Origin of the sequence: Arenibacter latericius DSM 15913, from assembly GCF_000424985.1 — a bacterium.
Classification (GTDB): Bacteria; Bacteroidota; Bacteroidia; order Flavobacteriales; family Flavobacteriaceae; genus Arenibacter; species Arenibacter latericius.
This window is the reverse complement of record NZ_AUKX01000004.1, coordinates 98,134-114,138: the sequence shown is the minus strand read 5'-3', so window position 1 is coordinate 114,138 and position 16,005 is coordinate 98,134. Positions and strand designations below refer to the sequence as shown.

15 protein-coding genes are annotated in these 16,005 nt (G+C 35.1%); 5 read left to right on the top strand and 10 right to left on the bottom strand.

The window, feature by feature from the left end:
- Position 1 precedes the first annotated feature (1 nt).
- The 7 genes from H344_RS19630 to H344_RS0102870 all read right to left on the bottom strand — a co-directional run bounded on the left by H344_RS19630 (position 2) and on the right by H344_RS0102870 (position 9,063).
- Entirely contained in the window at positions 2-1,690 is a 1,689-nt protein-coding gene (locus H344_RS19630; protein WP_051254057.1) for a DUF2207 domain-containing protein, read from the bottom strand.
- Complete coding sequence (locus tag H344_RS0102895) at positions 1,690-2,250, bottom strand: LemA family protein (protein ID WP_026808912.1); 561 nt, start codon at positions 2,248-2,250, stop codon at positions 1,690-1,692. Before H344_RS0102895 ends, H344_RS19630 begins: the two co-directional genes overlap by 1 nt.
- Positions 2,251-2,704: 454 nt before the next feature.
- Entirely contained in the window at positions 2,705-4,153 is a 1,449-nt protein-coding gene (locus H344_RS0102890) for a membrane dipeptidase (protein ID WP_034256070.1), read from the bottom strand.
- A gap of 358 nt (positions 4,154-4,511) precedes the next feature.
- On the bottom strand, positions 4,512-6,071 hold the full coding sequence (locus H344_RS0102885) for a DEAD/DEAH box helicase (protein WP_026808910.1): 1,560 nt from the start codon (positions 6,069-6,071) through the stop codon (positions 4,512-4,514).
- A gap of 120 nt (positions 6,072-6,191) precedes the next feature.
- Positions 6,192-7,184, bottom strand: coding sequence for a UDP-3-O-(3-hydroxymyristoyl)glucosamine N-acyltransferase (gene lpxD / locus H344_RS0102880; RefSeq protein ID WP_026808909.1), 993 nt, complete (start codon positions 7,182-7,184; stop codon positions 6,192-6,194).
- Between the two features lie 246 nt (positions 7,185-7,430).
- Positions 7,431-7,655 (bottom strand): VF530 family protein, encoded by a 225-nt coding sequence (locus H344_RS0102875; protein ID WP_026808908.1) that lies wholly within the window; start codon positions 7,653-7,655, stop codon positions 7,431-7,433.
- 49 nt (positions 7,656-7,704) lie between these two features.
- Positions 7,705-9,063, bottom strand: a complete 1,359-nt coding sequence (locus H344_RS0102870; RefSeq protein WP_026808907.1) for a DEAD/DEAH box helicase — start codon at positions 9,061-9,063, stop codon at positions 7,705-7,707.
- 314 nt (positions 9,064-9,377) lie between these two features.
- Between H344_RS0102870 and H344_RS0102855 the strand changes: the two genes are divergently transcribed.
- The 5 genes from H344_RS0102855 to H344_RS0102835 all read left to right on the top strand — a co-directional run bounded on the left by H344_RS0102855 (position 9,378) and on the right by H344_RS0102835 (position 13,965).
- Positions 9,378-10,394 (top strand): M4 family metallopeptidase, encoded by a 1,017-nt coding sequence (locus tag H344_RS0102855; protein ID WP_026808905.1) that lies wholly within the window; start codon positions 9,378-9,380, stop codon positions 10,392-10,394.
- A complete protein-coding gene (locus H344_RS22260) occupies positions 10,391-10,525 on the top strand; it encodes a hypothetical protein (protein ID WP_262482269.1) in 135 nt (44 codons plus the stop codon). The genes H344_RS0102855 and H344_RS22260 overlap by 4 nt, the downstream gene beginning before the upstream one ends.
- Positions 10,526-10,827: 302 nt before the next feature.
- Positions 10,828-12,378, top strand: coding sequence for a M20/M25/M40 family metallo-hydrolase (locus tag H344_RS0102845; protein WP_026808904.1), 1,551 nt, complete (start codon positions 10,828-10,830; stop codon positions 12,376-12,378).
- 106 nt (positions 12,379-12,484) lie between these two features.
- Positions 12,485-12,784, top strand: coding sequence for a ribosome hibernation-promoting factor, HPF/YfiA family (hpf, locus tag H344_RS0102840; protein WP_026808903.1), 300 nt, complete (start codon positions 12,485-12,487; stop codon positions 12,782-12,784).
- A 227-nt stretch (positions 12,785-13,011) separates the two neighbouring features.
- The gene (locus H344_RS0102835) at positions 13,012-13,965 is read left to right on the top strand and encodes a TerC family protein (protein ID WP_026808902.1); all 954 of its coding nucleotides are present in this window, start codon (positions 13,012-13,014) and stop codon (positions 13,963-13,965) included.
- 6 nt (positions 13,966-13,971) lie between these two features.
- On the opposite strand, the gene H344_RS0102830 is transcribed toward H344_RS0102835, so the two are convergent.
- Genes H344_RS0102830 through H344_RS0102820 form a run of 3 tightly spaced genes read right to left on the bottom strand, consistent with a single transcriptional unit; the run spans position 13,972 to position 15,946 of the window.
- On the bottom strand, positions 13,972-14,223 hold the full coding sequence (locus H344_RS0102830) for a phosphopantetheine-binding protein (protein WP_026808901.1): 252 nt from the start codon (positions 14,221-14,223) through the stop codon (positions 13,972-13,974).
- Between the two features lie 2 nt (positions 14,224-14,225).
- A complete protein-coding gene (locus H344_RS0102825; RefSeq protein ID WP_026808900.1) occupies positions 14,226-15,503 on the bottom strand; it encodes a beta-ketoacyl-[acyl-carrier-protein] synthase family protein in 1,278 nt (425 codons plus the stop codon).
- The gene (locus tag H344_RS0102820) at positions 15,500-15,946 is read right to left on the bottom strand and encodes a 3-hydroxyacyl-ACP dehydratase FabZ family protein (RefSeq protein ID WP_026808899.1); all 447 of its coding nucleotides are present in this window, start codon (positions 15,944-15,946) and stop codon (positions 15,500-15,502) included. Before H344_RS0102820 ends, H344_RS0102825 begins: the two co-directional genes overlap by 4 nt.
- Positions 15,947-16,005: the final 59 nt, after the last annotated feature.

Genomic DNA, 16,005 nt, shown 5'->3' with positions numbered 1-16,005 from the left:
GCTACCATCTACCTCCGCCTCCTCCGCCAAATCCTCCACCAGAAGATCCTCCACCGGAAGAACTTCCTCCAGAACTAGATGGGGAACTAACCATATTAGATTTCGCACTCCCCATGGAACTAGAAAAAGATTTTGAAAAACCTCTCATTCCTGTGGTACTATGTCCTGTATACCAATTTGGAGGTGGGATATCTAAAGAATCAAATTTTTTCGCCCATTTAGTAAACATTCCAAAGGCCAAGGCATATCCCATAGTATTTTCAAAATAATGGGGATCGTCTTGGAGAAGCATTTTTAGTTTATTTTCTTCTGCAACTTTAATAAAACGTTTAAACCCCTTCAATTCTGAAAAAAGTCGGTTCCCCTTCTCATTCTTTTTTACCATAAATTTATTTACGTAGATGAGTACCACACAGGTGATAAGCAAAGCACCCGCTCCAATTGGGCCCCATAAAAATAATGCTATAATGGTAAGAACAATATCTAACAAGATTAAAACAACATATAAGATGCCCTGTACCTTTTTAGACTCGCCTTCATAATAAGGTTGTGCACTATCTTTAAGCAATTCCCTTGCCTTACTCATTTTAGTATAAAACGTATCTTTTAGACTACTAATTAATACCTCCTCAGATTCTGTTCCCGTGTCACTAAATAATCCTGAGAATATTACTCTTTCATAATCTGTAGCATCAATTGGTAAGGATTTAAGCTTAATAATTTTAGTGTCTTTGGACCCAAACCATCCTTTTTTGGGAATTTCTTCCAATCTAATCAGCCCCTTTTCACCCCAATAAGGAAAAAGAGAAATTAAATCTGAGTTATCTTCTCTATCGTTTATTAGAAAACCAGCCATTGCAGGATTTATATTTTCTGGAGGATAATAAGTTGTGGTTGCAATTACCCTTTCATCCTTTCCAAAAATCCACCATACCCAGGTAAAAGCACTTAATAAAATACCAATCAAAAATACATATCCATAATTTGTCCAAAATGGCCAAAAAGGCTTGTACTCCTCTATGGCTCCCACGGGCATATTAATTAAAACAGTAACACTTTGATCGGGATAGGAAACAAAGCCCGATTTGCTAGCTCCAGAAAATTCGCTGTTAGAATAGTAGGTCTCAAATTCCTTACTGCGCCCTGTAGTTCCTCTATCACCAGAATATACAAAACTATTCTCCTTACTTAAATAAACATCATCGGGAACATGGACTGTAAAATTAATCTGATTAAAATTTGCATCCCATCCATCTGGTTTAATATTCCAATAAAACTGAATATCTGCATCTGTAAAGATAAAAGCATTATACACCCTATATCGGATCTCATAATGCTGAGGCCCAATTACAGTTACGTCCTTGTCCCCTATCTTTATTTCTAAGTTGTCTTGAAATTTCTGAACAAAATCAAATGGCTTATCAAATTTATAGTTTGGAACATCTATATTATCTATCCTAATTTTTCTTGTAGTAGTGCCAGTGGAATCCGCAAGCTCATACTTAGTTTGAATGTTTCTAAAAATACCCTTTGATGGAATACCAAAGTTTACATCATAATTTTCTACAACATCAAAATAACCCTCTTTATGAATAGTAATGTTAACAGAATAATTATTTACAACAATATCCTGAGTATTTCCAATAGAAAAGCACAGGAGAAACAGAAGGAGTGAAATAGTTTTTATCATTATTTAAAATCTACTTTTACATTAGCCCTACTTGCCTCGTCTACCTCATAATAGTCGAATTTCTGATATTTAAACAAACTAGCGACCAATACACCAGGCATACTTTCACCATAAGTATTATTCTCTCGTACAGTTCCATTGTAATATCTACGAGCTCGCTCCAAATTTTCTTCAATATCATTTAGTTTTTCCTGAAGATCCAAATAATTTACATTTGCCTTTAGTTCAGGGTAAGCTTCTCCTAATGCAAAAATCCCTCCTAAACTTCGTTGTAAAGTTTGTTCTGCCTTAATTTGAGAATTAATATCTCCAGAAGGAACTGCCAATGCAGCATTTCTCGCATTAATAACAGCTTCCAAAGTAGATTTTTCGTGAGTGGCATAACCTTTTACTGTCTCTACCAAATTAGGGATTAGATCATATCTACGTTTTAAAGCGACATCAATATTGCTCCAAGCGTCTTTCACTAAATTTCTTAGGCGTACAAAATTATTGTAAACATGTATTAGAAAAAACGCAAGTAGCGCTATAAAAATTAAAAAAATAATAAAGGTTGTCATGGTTTGTTATTTAGTGTATGAAGCTAAGTTACCTAATTTTTTGGACAGATTTTAACTCTTCTAAAAAAATGTGAAATTGTTAAAAATAGAAACGACTTCCCTAGTTTACTATCGGATCATTACCGTGAGCCAGGTATAAATTATATATTTTTAAAGTTGCAATTTATTAATAACAAGAGCTATTATATAATTTCTTAGGTAATGCAAACACAACTTTAAGTAAAAATGCATAAAAAGCTGTATATGTTACTGTTAAATATGATTACAATTGATGGACATCAATCCATACAATGAAATAATAAATCAGCTATTTTTACATACGATTTTATTTGATGTTCCACTTATCAATAATAATATAAAAACTTAAAATAGGAACGAAAAAGTATAATGATTAACCGTCTATCAATCATTAATATCTACGGTGAAAGACTATACAAAACCTATTCTATAAGTTTTATTTAAAATTATCTTTTAAAAATCTATTCCCATTAAGTCCCATTATTCTAGCAATAATTTCATCGGCATTTAAATTATTTTCAGCTAACCTAAAAGGGTTATTTTGAACATAATTAAAAGCGTGCCTTTCCAAGAAATCTGCTAGATAAGGCAACTCTTCTGAAGTCCAAAATCCGTTAAGTGGATTTACTATACCGTCAAAATCCGAACCTATTACAAGGCAGTCCCATGCAAAAATACCTTCGGCATCTAGGAGCTCTGCAATATGTTGTACCTGGTTCCATATCAATTCTGAACGATAATGCATTATTTTATTCCGATGAACAGATTTTTTTATATTCCTTAGGGTCTTTTTACTAGCCACTCTCCTCTCATCTAGTTGCAAACCAAAAATACCTTTGGTTTTGGCGATCCTAATAATTTCTTCATCAAAAAAATTAATATCTACGGGATTCAATTTACTTGCCGTTCTTGGTCTGCCTTGAGTTCTGTTGGTTGATGAGATAAGTCCGTTTGTGGCACCATGACTTACAATTATTGGAATATCCTTATACTCGGGATTAGTGTCTAACATATGGTAATATTCATTTCTAGAAGCAGGGCTCATATGTTTAATATCAATTAGGATCCGTTTCCCATTACGGGTATCTAGCAAGTTTTTTATAATTGATTTCCCCAGTTGGGTGATTCCCATATTAAGACCTTCTCCTTGATCGGTATGCTTTTTAATGATTCCCGTAAGGCTCTCTGCATGCCCACATAAATGATTCCAAAAATGATGTGCTATTCCAACAAAAAATGGAGGATTTTTCCATGCCTTGATTTTCATAAGGTTTTTTAGCAATTCTTCTTCTGTTGGGGTTTTATCCACATTAGATAATAACACATGCATCCCCTCTATACTTAAAACCACACAGATGGTTTGTATAGCTGAATCTAGTTCTTCCTCTACTAGTCTTATAGCTTCTATCTCTTTAAAGGAGTTCACCAACTTATATCTAAATTTACCTTCAGGCAAACGAATTATAGTTCCATCTAATTCTTGGTAATATTTAAGTTCTTTCTCAAGATCTTTAAAGTAGTCTTTAATCCCCTGAATATGGTCTACACGTTTCTTCCCTACCCCAGTTGCAAAATTGGCAGCGATGTCCAGAATAAATTCGTTTGTCATCTTATTTCGAAAAAAATATTTTTCAATTGGAGATAGAGATACACATACAACACTAACACCTCCGTAGGACAAACTAGAAAAATTAGCTTGGGAGAATTTAGTTACCCCTATTAAATAATTCAATAATTTATCCATCAAAGTAGGTGGATTATACCTCCAAATACTTCTTACTCTGTTCCTATTGGCAGAATTCTCCCCCGTGGGTTTTCTATTAAAACTTTTACCAAATGGCTTAATGGCTGGATGACAATGAAAATCTAAATAATTATTTTGCATATCTAGTGGTATTTATAACTGCTATGGAGATCTAATACTTTGCACTCTCCCTTAAAAATAATATTGGGAGTTCAGGATATAATTCTCATGAATTAACCCTGAGAAAATTAACGGGGAGGAGGTATTACCACTTTCCCTAACTATTATGAAACAGTATATACCAACTAAATTAATCAGTTAATGCTATTAGCGGGAAGTGTTTTAAAGATAGTAGAAATGTGGCATAGAAAAAAAACTAACGTACAATATCTTTTTAACTCTCTAGGTTTAAGCAAATAGAAAACCCTTACCGATTGTGGTAAGGGTTTATTTTTGTAGTGATGCTGAGCACCTAATAATATTGTTTTATTCTATTTAATTAGTCTTCTGGAGGGTATCCATGAATATCCTCATAAATAGTATCGAAATTCTTACGTATATACGTATGTAATTTTTTGCGATAATCTTCTTTTAGCCATTTTAAAAAGTTAAAGGTACTCTTACTGATACACTTGGCATAGCGTTGTATCCTATCTTCTATATCTGGCCCTAACATTTTTGCAAGCGCAAGTGCATCATAAACATCCTCACTATTTTCTACACATATTCTTGCATGTTGCATAATAGACCGTTCCAGAACCACCTTAGATGATTCTCCATTTCTTACAGAGTCTACATAGGTTTCTTTAATATCAAAATATACATCTTCGGACTTGGCGAATTCTGCTCGTAAGTCTTCAGGCATCTCCCATTTAAATGTGCTCTCTAACTCCTCGTCACTAATAATCCTATCTGCATAGAAATTAGGAGATTTAAAGATAGCTTGCCAATCTAAATCAGCTCCCCAAGGTCCAAAACGATGGTAATTATTCCCTAAATCGATTACTGTGAAGGTAGATTTATTGTTCAATATCCTAGAACCACGCCCAATCATCTGGTAATACAGGGTAAGGGATTTTGTAGCACGATTCAAAATAATGGTTTCTATTGAAGGTTCGTCAAAACCTGTAGTAAGTATACTTACCGAGGTTAATATGGCGTCAGGAGTTGTATTAAACCACTTCAGAATAGCTTTACGTTGTTTTTTAGTAGCGGTATTATCCAAATGTGCTATTGGATACCCAGCCGCTCTAAATGTTTCATATACATGAAGCGAGGTATTAATACCGTTATTAAAAATTAAGGTTTTCTTTCCTTTGGAATTTTTTTCATAAGCTTCTAAGAGCTTACTTAACATTTGACTGTTGTTATACAGATCTTCGGAAGATTTTACAGTATAATCCCCATTAGATCCTACTTCTAAGGCGGTTAGTCCCATATTATAGGAAATGAATTCTGCTTTGGCCAAAAACTCATTTTCAATAAGAGACGCAATAGTTTCCCCAACAATTAACTCGTCATAATTATCCTTCATCGGCAAGTCCTTATTAGAACTCAATGGCGTTGCCGTTACCCCTAAGATAAAGGAGCTCTCAAAAAACTTAAAAAGTTTTGTAAAGGAATTGTAATGCGCTTCATCAATAATAACCAATCCAACATCGGAGATGTCCAATTTATCATCCTGCAACCTGTTGTTCAGGGTTTCTACCATAGCCACAAAACAGCTATATTGATCTTGATCGTCTAAATTAGCCTTACTATCAACAACCTTATTGGTAACGCCAAAACTGCTCAGCATATTGGAAGTCTGCTTACATAGCTCTAATCTATGCGTCATTATTAATACCTTCTTCTGATGATGTTTTAGGTATTGTCTAACTATTTCAGAGAATATAACTGTTTTTCCACCTCCGGTGGGTAATTGATATAAAAGATGGTAATCGTCGGGAGCACTTTCAAACTTATCAAAAATCTTATCTATCGCTCCTTTTTGATAGTCATATAATTCTTTATCTGTTTTCTTTTCTACAATAGCATCTGCAATCGAAATCTCCGACATAATTTCCTTATCTTTTTTAATAGAGCTGCAAAATTACGCACTTTGTGGAGTGTTTCACGAATATTTTCTAAAAAAAACAGAGCCGATTGTCTTAAAACTTATCTAAATTGTTTCGCTTTTTTAGTTTCTGGCTAATTTTCTTAGTGTAGCCCATTGTTTTAACATCTCCCTTGAGTCGGTCGCAGGATACCCTAAAACGGTTTTACCAGGCGATACATCATTCATAACACCAGATCCGGCACCTACAATTGCACCGGAGTTTATGGTAGTATGGTCTTTTATAGAAGCACTTCCTCCTATAATCACACCATCTCCTAAAGTAACCGATCCGGCTAGACCACTATGTCCGGCCATAATACAAGATCTTCCCATTACACAATTATGAGCAATTTGCACCAAATTGTCTATTTTACATCCGTCACCTACTATGGTAGAGCTAATCTTACCCCTATCTACACAAGAATTGGCGCCAATTTCTACATAATCCCCAATAATAACATTTCCTATCTGGGGTATTTTTACTAATCCCCTACCATCATCACTAGGTCTATATCCAAAACCATCAGCGCCAATACTCACATTAATATGAAAAATACAATGTGCACCAATAACGCTTCGTTCTCTAATAACAGTCCCAGACCACACCACGGTATGGTTTCCAATAGTAGTCTCATCAAAAATAGAAACATTCGGGTATAGGATTACCCCATCCCCTAACACAACATTTTTACCTATATAACACCCTGCTCCTATTTTACAGCCCTTCCCTAAAGTGGCAGTAGGGTGTACAGTTGCCATAGGATGTATTTCTTCTTCCATTACAGGCCCTTCAGGCGCAAAAGCCTCCAATAGCTTTGCCATGGCTAGGTCTGGGTTCTCTACTTTTATAAAAGCACGATTAATACCTGGAAATATAGATATGTTCTTTTTTACTATAGCTGCACTAGCTTCTGAGGCTTCCCATTGCCTTGCGTATTTAGCAGAGCTAATAAAGGTTATTTGTTGACTTTTGGCGCGATCTATTTGCTCTGCACCAGTAATTTCTTTGTTATAGCTCCCTTGGAGCTCACCATCTAAAAGTTCACAGATTTCTTCTACACTAAATGATTTCATTATTTAAGTTTGGTTGTTTTTGATTGTTTGATTTTAATACTGAAAATTTAAATATAATATTAAATTCCATTTTCTATAAGTTAAGATTGCTAATAATAACATGTCTTCATGCTCTTACAACCCTATTCTTATGATTATAAGGTGCTAGCCGTGCAGAATGAATTAAGTACTTGCTAAAAACGTATATTGGGTTATAGTTATTACCTCTATATCCCAATTCCAATCTATCTTTTTAGCGGCAAGGTGTTACGAATTGAATTTTTTAATAGATTTTATGTAGAGTTGCTCTACTTTTTCCCTTGCCCATGGAGTCCTTCTTAAAAAGGTTAAACTAGACTTAATAGAGGGGTCATTATTAAAACACCTAATATTTATTTTGGTACCCAACTCTTCCCATCCATAGTGCTCTACTAAGGATTCTAGAATTACGGCCAAGGTTTTTCCGTGTAAGGGATCGTTCCCACCATTCATTAGCAATATAATTTTATTCAGGATAGATTATGCTAAGGTTAAAAAGTAATTACTTTCTTTTTTTAAACCTTTTAGTCATATTCTTATCCCCTCTCGTTAATGGTTTTTTATACTTCTTAGCTATAGTCCTTTTATAAGAACCTCCAAGATTCACTTTTTTATTTTTTTCTAATTTCTCATGAAAAGCACCACCTCCATCATCTTGCTCAGATGTTCTACGGGAGAAATTGGGTTCCACACTTATAGGTCTTTCTTCTGGTACTAATTCCTCAGATATTTTTACTTCTTTTGGAAATGCTTTTAAAGGAATCTTATAGTCCATCAATTCTTCAATAGCAATTTTAAATTCTTCTTCCCGCTCTGTAAATAGTAAAATAGATTTCCCTTTGCGTTCTGCCCTACCCGTTCTACCAATTCTGTGGATGTAATTTTCCGGATAAGTGGGTGTATCAAAGTTAATAACGTGACTCACCATATCTAGGTCAATACCTCTTGCCATGATATCGGTAGAAATTAGAATTCTATTCTTTCCTTCATCAAACTGTTCAATAGATCGCAATCTATAGTTTTGAGTCTTATTAGAGTGTATAACACCTATTTCTGAACCAAAAACTTCCTGCATCGCCACAAATAAACGGTCTGCACTTCTTTTATTAGAGACAAAAATTAATACCTTATTATAAATCGTTTTTTCTTTTACCAAAAAGAGCAATAAATTTACTTTGGTATAAAAGTTTTCTACCTTATAAGCGGTTTGTTCAATATTAGCTAAGGGGGCACCACTTACTGCAATAGCAACCTTAATTGGACTTATAAAGAAATCTTCAATTAATTTAGCTACATCCTCCGTCATAGTGGCAGAGAACATAATATTTTGTCTTTTGCGCGGAACAAGCTCTAAGATATTGGTAATTTGAAATCGGAAACCTAAGTCAAGCATTACATCTACCTCGTCTATAACTAGTTTCTTTACATCTCTTAGCTTTACGGTATGGTCTAAACAAAGATCATATAACCTTCCTGGCGTAGCTACTAGGATATCACAACCCTGTGCAACAGCCTGCCGTTGGGTATTTATATTTGCTCCACCATAAATGCCACAAACCCTAGTACTAGTATATTTAGCAAAGGCTTCTATATTTTCTACTACCTGAACTACTAATTCCCTAGTGGGCACCAATATAAGTATACGTGGATTTACTTGTTTAGAAAATTTAAGTTGTTGTAATATGGGTAAGGTATAGGCTAAGGTCTTTCCCGTTCCAGTCTGTGCAATCCCAACCATATCTTTTCCGGACATAATTACTGAAAAAGATTGTTCCTGAATTGGAGTTGGAGAGTTAAAACCTAGGTCTTGAATTCCGTATATTAATTGATTTGATAGATTTAAATCCTCAAAAGTCTTCATTCGTATTATTTTCGCCAAAGGTAAAGCTAAATTTACCTACATTTTTCCTCAAACACCAATAATCCGCTATAATACTAGGTTTAATAGGCAAAAACGGAACATAATTATACTTCTCTTCCCTAAAAATTGACCATAATAACGAAAAAATGTAAAAATTTTTAATCAAATTCCATTTTCTAAATATTCAGAGTCATTGCGTTTTTCTTCAAAAAAACCAATAATAAAATTATATGAATCATTAAAATAGTAAGAGAAATTTGGGTTCATTATAAAATGATAGTTAAATTGTAGTACTAATCTGAAACCCATGAGATATGTGCCATAAACATCTATGTTCAATTGTTCCACCCTATATTTTAGAACAGTTGGCCAAACTGGGCAACAATAGTTGTAAACGTACTCTTCTAGAAACGCAACGCATAGCGCAGAGTAGAAATATGGCTATAAACAATCTTCTACAGCGTACAGATGAAGAGAGCAATGGAAAACGTATAGTTTACGATTGTTTAAATGAATACAGACAAAAGGTTAGAGTGGCCAGAAGCGAAGGCGATGCTAAGGTTGCAGATTCTACCACTAACCATGCCTATGAACTTTCTGGTTTTGTAAGAAAATATTTTAAAGAAACTTTTGGTTTAAATTCTTTAGATGGTAAAGGGATGCCAATTATCTCCAATGTGCATTATGGTAAAGCGTATAACAATGCCTTTTGGGATGGTGACGAAATTACTTATGGGGACGGCGACGATGTGCAGTTTTCTAATTTTGCTGCAGGAATAGATGTTGTTGCTCATGAACTCACCCATGGTATCACACAATTTTTGGGAAATTTAGAATATAAGGGACAGTCAGGGGCGCTAAACGAACATTTTTCTGATGTATTTGCTACTGTTATAAAACAACTTTACTTGGCACAGGATATTTCGGAAGCAGATTGGCTTATTGGCGATACTGTTGTAGCAGATGGTTTTCCTGGAAAAGCTATTAGGTCTATGAGTGCACCAGGGACTGCCAATGAATTTGACAGTCAGCCAGACCATATGGATAATTATTATATTGGATCCTCTGATAATTATGGGGTACATATTAATTCAGGCATCCCCAATAGAGCATTTTATTTAAGCTGTATGGCTATTGGTATTAACGATTGTGCTCTAATATGGTTTGGTACCCTTAACCAACTGTGGCGCACTGCAAATTTTAATGATATGTTGACCATTATAATAAAAGTCACTAAAGAATTGATGGTAGAAGGAAAGGTATGTTCCAATGCTGAAAACGCTATTTTAGATAGCTTTTCCATAGTGGGTATAAATAAACGTGACGTATGAAATATGAGCTTACCATAGAAGGGGGTTTTGTTGGGATTCCCAAAACCTATAAAGGAGAACGCCACCTACATAAGGAGGAAAAAACCAATTGTTACAAAGTCTTCAAAAAACGAATTCCGATAAAAACATAAATGCAAGAGACACTTTTAACTACAAATTGAAACTTATAGACCACGAAAATATCTATAAATATGAGTTTGAAGAGTTCGATATTCCTAAAGAAGTTCGTATGTTTATCGAATCGATTATTAAAAAATAAACAACCCGTGTTATACTCTTTATTAAGCACCAATTATAAAAGACTGCTTATAGGAGAGTTATAAAATTAGATTGCTTATTCTTTGATAAAATGAATTACTTAATGCCCGGTGGTTAATACTAATCATCGGGCATTAATATATTAATTAACTCAAAAACAATTAAAACCTTGAAAATGAAGAGAATTACATCGTTTCTTACCATTGTTGGTCTAGCAATAGGCCAATTTGCCATTGCGCAAGTAGACAAACAACTGATTGAAAGTATGGTGAAGGAGGCCAATGAAAACTCCCAACTAGAATCCCTAGCTCATGAAATGTTAGATGTTATTGGACCTAGATTGGTTGGAACCCCACAAATGCAGCAAGCTGGGGATTGGGCTATTGCCAAATATAAAGAATGGGGAATCCCTGCCGAAAATGAACAATGGGGAGAATGGCGCGGATGGGATAGAGGAATCACCCATATCGATATGGTACATCCTAGAATACAAAGTTTAAAAGGCACCCAACTAGCTTGGAGCCCAAGCACTGGAAAAAAAGGGGTTACCGGGGAGTTGGTAGTATTACCAACCGTAGAGAATGCCGCTCAATTTGAGGAATGGCTTCCTTCTGTGAAAGGGAAATTAGTGATGATTAATATGAAACAACCCACTGGGCGTCCCGATTACAATTGGGAGGAGTTTGCTACCGAAGCTTCTTTCGAAAAAATGAAGGAAGACCGTAGGCTTCAAGAGCAAGAGTGGAGAGAAAATATGAGTAGAATTGGATACAACAGACGTACTCTTCCAGAAGCCTTAGAAAAAGCAGGTGCTCTAGGGATTGTAACTTCTTATTGGTCTAGAGGTTTTGGTGCCAACAAAATATTTAGTGCTAGCACCAAAAAAATACCAACTGTAGACTTGTCTTTAGAGGACTATACCATGCTATACCGCTTAGTAGAATACGGTAGCAAACCAGAAATTAAAATCGTTGCCCAATCTAAAGATTTGGGAGCTGTTCCTGCATTTAATACTATAGCTACTATAAAAGGAACCGAAAAACCTGAGGAGTACGTAATTTTATCAGCACATTTCGATTCTTGGGATGGAGGTACTGGCGCAACAGATAATGGTACTGGAACTTTAGTGATGATGGAAGCTGCGAGAATTCTTAAGAAATTATACCCTAATCCAAAAAGAACTATCATAGTAGGCCTTTGGGGAAGTGAAGAGCAAGGACTTAACGGTTCTAGAGCATTTGTAGAAGACCACCCAGAAATAGTAAATAATATTCAAGCTGTTTTTAACCAAGATAATGGAACAGGTAGAGTAGTAAATATGAATGGCGCCGGATTCTTAAACTCTTACGATTATCTTACTAGATGGTTGTCTGCTGTACCTAAAGATGTTACGGATCATATAGAGACTAACTTCCCAGGTTCCCCTGCTACAGGTGGATCTGATAATGCTTCTTTTATTGCTGCTGGTGCTCCTGCTTTTAATCTTACAGCTTTAAACTGGGCGTATTGGAACTATACTTGGCATACCAATTTAGACACCTATGATAAGATTGTTTTTGATGATGTTAGAAACAACGTAATCCTTACTGCAATCTTAGCTTATATGGCTAGTGAGGACCCTAACACCACTTCTAGAGAAAAAATAGTCCTACCAACTGATTTTAAAACTGGAATTCAGAGAACCTGGCCAGAGCAACGTTCTCCTACTAGAAAGGGAGGGTTGTAAAATCTTACAAATATTTTTTCTTTGGTTTCACAAAAATAAAGACTATCTTAATTTTTAAGAATTAGAGATTAAAATATAGAGTGACTAATTATTAAACTAGAGATATATGAATATCAATTTTGAGTATGTTGATGTAAAAGCTAGCGCTCGATTAGAGGAGTTGGCTACTAAAAAACTAGAGAAATTAGAGGATAAATACGATTTTATTGTGCGTGCTGATGTTTTTCTAAAAAAGGAAAATAACGCATCAAATAAGGGGTTTATATGCAGTATTAAATTAAGCGCCCCAGGACCATTATTATTCTCTGAAACCAATAGCACCAAATTTGAAATGTCCATAGCGGATTCCATTGAAGATTTGGAAAGACAATTGGAAAAAAGAAAAGGCAAACTTAGAACTCATTAAATATCATTAAACATTTATAAAGATAAATACCCCGAAAGCGCAACTAGTCGTTTTCGGGGTATTTTTTTCTTCACTCATTTAGATAAATTTAACCACTTCTTTCGAAAAAAATCTCTAAATATAAATCCGCTTAAAACGAATTATACGTCAATATTAACCTACATATATTTAGTTGTATTTTGAATTAAAAAGATAGCTACATTTGTGTAAGTTAAACATATAATCACATGTTGGTTTGGGGTGCTTTTATTGGGCTTATTATTATTTTCCTAGCTCTAGATTTAGGAGTTTTTCATAAAAACGACCATGTAATAAAATCCAAGGAAGCTGGGATATGGACCGCTATATGGGTACTGGTAGCTTTTAGTTTTAGCGGGATAATCTATTGGCTATTTAATACCGGGACTATTGCGAATCCCACTGGACTAACCCCCAGTGCAGCCGTTCTTAAATATATTACTGGCTATCTCATTGAGCTATCTTTAAGTATAGACAATGTTTTTGTGATTGCAGTAATATTTTCTTCCTTTAAAATTCCGGCATTATATCAGCATCGGGTTCTATTTTGGGGCATATTAGGTGCCATTGTTTTTAGGGCGCTAATGATAGTCTTTGGTGTAGCCTTAATCAACAAATTTGAATGGATCATTTATGTATTTGGTGTTTTTCTTTTATATACGGCGTTCAAAATGCTACGCTCAGACGAAAGTAAGTTCGATCCTAAATCTTCCTTAATATTTAAACAGCTTAAAAAGCTCTATCCCATTACTTCCAAAATTGACGGGCACAAGTTTTTTATAAAACGTATGGGAATAAAAGCGGCCACTCCTCTATTTGTCGCTCTTGTAATTATAGAATTAACAGATATACTTTTTGCACTAGATAGTATACCTGCTATTTTGGCAATTACGGCCGACCCATTTATTGTATTTAGTTCTAATATTTTTGCCATTTTAGGCCTTCGATCTATGTATTTTCTTATTTCTAGGATGCTAGAAAAATTTAGATTTATTAATTATAGCCTTGTAGTAATATTGGCCTTTGTTGGATTAAAGATGTTATTTTCTCATCATATTGATATTCCTGAATGGGTTTCCCTTACGGTTATATCGGTATCATTGATTGGAGGCATGGTGGCGTCTTTATTAATTCCAAGTAACCAAGAACATGAAAAGGTGTAATAATCTTTATTCGACTAACTTTTGTTCTACAATTCTTAAAGCATCTTTAACTGTTTTCATCTGATCCATATCCTGGTTTTCCAAGGTTATCCCAAACGCATCTTCTACGTCCAAAATAATATCGACCAAATTAGCGGAGTTAATATTAAGCTCTGATGTAAAATTACTCTCTTCTGTAATATCCGAAACGGATACATCTTCGGGTAAATATATTTTAACGATCTCTTTTAAAATTTCGTAATGAGATTGGTTGGTCATAATTAATTAGGTTTATAAGCCTTAAATATAACGCAAGCATTAACGTCGCCAAAACCAAAACTAGCTTTAGCTATAATATTTGAGTTATATGATATAGTTTTTAATGGAATTTTGGATTCATCCACTATTTTTAATATTTCTGGGTGTAAATCACTGCAATTATTATTTCCAAAAACCTTTCCCTCTTTAAATTGTAGAATACTAGCAACGGCCTCTACACTACCCGAAGCTGCCAAGCAATGACCAATTAGCGCCTTAGTAGCGTTGATATAGGGAAAGTCCTTACCCGATCGTCCTAGTGCTTCACTCCAGTTCTTAATTTCCTCGGCATCTTTAGAAGTTGCTGTAAGATGCCCGTTAATTACATCTACCTCTTTATATATTACTTTAGCATCGGAAAGAGCCTCTTTAATACACCGTTGTACCGCCTCACTATTAGGGGCAGTCATACTACCATTACCTCTTTGTCCGCCACTATTAACAGCCCCACCTAATACTTCAGCATAAATGGTAGCTCCTCTCGCCATAGCATGCTCTAAAGATTCTAACACCAAAGCCCCTGCTCCACTTCCAGGAACAAATCCTGCAGCAGTAGCACTCATTGGCCTACTCGCTCTCATGGGATCATTATTATATTGTGTGGGTAGAATACGCATGGCATCAAATCCGCCCCATATATAAGGCCCACTGTCACTACAACTCCCTACTAACATTACCTTAGCCTTTCCAGATCTAATACGCTCCATTCCAAGAATAATAGCTTCTGTACCAGTTGCACAGGCCGATGAGTTAGTTGTAATTTGGTTACCTAACCCTAATTTTCCACCTAAATAAGCACTTATCCCACTAGCCATGGTTTGCATTACTGACGTACTTCCTAATCGGCGTGTTTTTTTATTATCTATAAGATAAATTGACTCTCTAAATTTATCGGTCCCTAGAATACCGGTTCCAAAAATAATCCCACTATCCCAGTCTGGATGATCCTTCCCCATTGGTTTAAATCCGGCATCTCCCCAAGCATCCGTCCCAGCCATAACGCCATATACCAAACCACTGCTATTTAATCCTTTACGCTCTAAAGGCGAAAAATAAGTGTCCATCTGAAGATCAGTTATTTCAGGTTTTCCTGCAATTTGGCATCCAAAACCTAAGTCTGCTAATTGTTGATGAAAACGAATACCACTTATACCAAAGCTTAGGCTGTGAGAGAAGTTGGAAAGTCCCACTCCATTTGGAGCACAGACCCCTAAACCCGTAATAACGACTCTACCTTTCATGGTGTTTCTTTTTTAAGCATTCCAGACAGGCTACCTTTACAGACTAATTTTCCTAGGGAATTATACATTTTTACCTCACATTTTAATTTTTGGAATCGGAAGTAAACCTTTTCGGATTTTACAGTTACTAATTCTAATGGATATACAGGTAAGTAAAATTCCATTTGACTACTACTCATAGCAATTTTTACATTTTTTAAACTTGCGCCCTCTTTTTCTAATAAAAAGATTCCAAGAGCTACTAGGCCAATCTGAGCGCAACACTCTGTTAAAATTACACCAGGCGTTACCGGATGCCCTGTAAAATGACCTTGGTAAAAAAATTCATCTTCCTTAAAGGAATAAGAACCTTCCGCATAATTTTCATTAATCTCTATTAGCGAGTCTACATATAAAAATGGCTTCGAGTAAGGAAGTTTCGCTAAGATATGCTGTAAACTCATATTCTAATTTTAAATCATTTAACTACCAACAACGTCTATTTTAATGTTTCTGTAATGAA

Bases quoted from the DNA above. Each gene is read 5' to 3' on its own strand.
- H344_RS22260 (WP_262482269.1), top strand. From the start codon at position 10,391: ATGAAATATGAGCTTACCATAGAAGGGGGTTTTGTTGGGATTCCCAAA.
- H344_RS19630 (WP_051254057.1), bottom strand. From the start codon at position 1,690: ATGATAAAAACTATTTCACTCCTTCTGTTTCTCCTGTGCTTTTCTATT.
- H344_RS0102845 (WP_026808904.1), top strand. From the start codon at position 10,828: ATGAAGAGAATTACATCGTTTCTTACCATTGTTGGTCTAGCAATAGGC.
- H344_RS0102855 (WP_026808905.1), top strand. From the start codon at position 9,378: ATGTGCCATAAACATCTATGTTCAATTGTTCCACCCTATATTTTAGAA.
- H344_RS0102830 (WP_026808901.1), bottom strand. From the start codon at position 14,223: ATGACCAACCAATCTCATTACGAAATTTTAAAAGAGATCGTTAAAATA.
- H344_RS0102895 (WP_026808912.1), bottom strand. From the start codon at position 2,250: ATGACAACCTTTATTATTTTTTTAATTTTTATAGCGCTACTTGCGTTT.
- H344_RS0102870 (WP_026808907.1), bottom strand. From the start codon at position 9,063: ATGAAGACTTTTGAGGATTTAAATCTATCAAATCAATTAATATACGGA.
- lpxD (WP_026808909.1), bottom strand. From the start codon at position 7,184: ATGAAATCATTTAGTGTAGAAGAAATCTGTGAACTTTTAGATGGTGAG.
- H344_RS0102835 (WP_026808902.1), top strand. From the start codon at position 13,012: ATGTTGGTTTGGGGTGCTTTTATTGGGCTTATTATTATTTTCCTAGCT.
- H344_RS0102890 (WP_034256070.1), bottom strand. From the start codon at position 4,153: ATGCAAAATAATTATTTAGATTTTCATTGTCATCCAGCCATTAAGCCA.
- hpf (WP_026808903.1), top strand. From the start codon at position 12,485: ATGAATATCAATTTTGAGTATGTTGATGTAAAAGCTAGCGCTCGATTA.
- H344_RS0102820 (WP_026808899.1), bottom strand. From the start codon at position 15,946: ATGAGTTTACAGCATATCTTAGCGAAACTTCCTTACTCGAAGCCATTT.
- H344_RS0102885 (WP_026808910.1), bottom strand. From the start codon at position 6,071: ATGTCGGAGATTTCGATTGCAGATGCTATTGTAGAAAAGAAAACAGAT.
- H344_RS0102825 (WP_026808900.1), bottom strand. From the start codon at position 15,503: ATGAAAGGTAGAGTCGTTATTACGGGTTTAGGGGTCTGTGCTCCAAAT.
- H344_RS0102875 (WP_026808908.1), bottom strand. From the start codon at position 7,655: ATGAATGGTGGGAACGATCCCTTACACGGAAAAACCTTGGCCGTAATT.